Source organism: Falsiroseomonas sp. RANM36 (assembly GCF_056682175.1).
The window spans coordinates 253,913-255,152 of record NZ_JBWXTD010000005.1 but is presented as its reverse complement, the minus strand read 5'-3'; the positions used below and the strand labels follow the sequence as shown (position 1 = coordinate 255,152).

The window sequence follows — 1,240 nt, the reverse complement described above, 5'->3', positions numbered from 1 at the left end:
GGGGGGGGGGGGGGGGGGGCGCGCGGCGGGGGGGGGGCGCGCGGCCCGGCCCGGCGGCCCGCCGCGCCCCCCCCCCGCCCGCCCGCCCGCGCCCCCGGCGCGCCTTACGCCGCCCCCGAAATGCCTTGCCTCCGCCTTGGACAGCGGAGTCGCAACCCTGTAGAAGTGACCGCATGACAATATCTTGCCGGAGGCCGCTCATGTTCCGTGGCATCTTCCTGGCCGCCCTTCTCCTCGCCGCCCACCCTGCCGCCGCCCAGCAGGACCAGCAGTCGCTGGTGGATCGGGCCACGCTGGCCGTGCAGGAGGTGATGACCTCCGGCGACCGGCCGCAGGACGCGCAGGATTTCCTCCGCCGCGCCCGCGCGGTGCTGGTCTGCCCGCGCATCTTCCGCGCAAGCTTCATCTTCGGCGGCGAGGGCGGCACCTGCACCCTGCTCGGCCGGGATGGCGGCGGCTCCTGGTCCTCGCCGGCCTTCTACCAGATGACCTCCGGCAGCGTCGGGCTGCAGGCCGGCATCCAGGACATGAGCCTGGTGCTCATGGTGATGACCGAACGCGGCCTGCAGGCGCTGATGAACAGCCAGTTCAAGGTGGGGGCCGAGGCCTCCATCGCCTTCGCCACGCTCGGCGGCGCGGTGCAGGGCGCGACCACCGCCGCGGCCGGGGCCGACATCGTCGCCGTCGCCCGCGCCCGCGGGCTGTTCGCCGGCATGTCGCTGCAAGGCTCGCTGCTGAGCTACCTGCCCGACTACGCCCGCGCCTATTACGGCAAGGACGCCTCCGCCCGGCAGATCGTGGTGCAGATGGAAGCCCATAACCCGGGCTCCGACCCGCTGCGCGCCATGCTGATGCGCTACGGCACGCCGCAGTGAGGCGCGCGACGGCGTCCGGGCCCGCGCCGAATTGACGGTGCCGGCCGCCGATGCGAGAGGGGCGGCGTGAGCCCCCTCGATCCCTCCGTCGCCGGCCAGCTGGCCGAAGCACTGCCGGAGGACGAGTTCCGGCGGCTGCTGCGCACCTTCGAGACCGATCTCGCCCGTCTTGCCGCGGAGTGCGTGCAGGCGGCCGCCCTGGCCGATGCCGAGGCCGTACGCCGGGCCGCGCACAGCCTGGCCGGCGCCGCGGCCGCGATCGGCGCGGCTCGGCTCGCGGCCGCCGCGCGCGCCGCGCGGGGCCGGCCGGGCCGCGCCCGGCCGGCCGCCCGGGGCGCGCGCCGCCCCCCCCGGGGCGCCGCCGC

Annotated in this window: 2 protein-coding genes; both read left to right on the top strand. The window is 76.8% G+C overall.

Translation table 11 applies throughout. The annotated features are described in order from the left end of the window. The first annotated feature begins 200 nt into the window (after positions 1-200). Positions 201-875 carry a lipid-binding SYLF domain-containing protein gene (locus tag AC1MIR_RS19160; protein WP_480029785.1) on the top strand — a complete coding sequence of 225 codons (675 nt, stop codon included), beginning with the start codon at positions 201-203 and terminating at the stop codon, positions 873-875. 66 nt (positions 876-941) lie between these two features. Then, positions 942-1,240: Hpt domain-containing protein (locus AC1MIR_RS19155; protein ID WP_480029784.1), on the top strand; the 299-nt coding region annotated here is incomplete at its 3' end.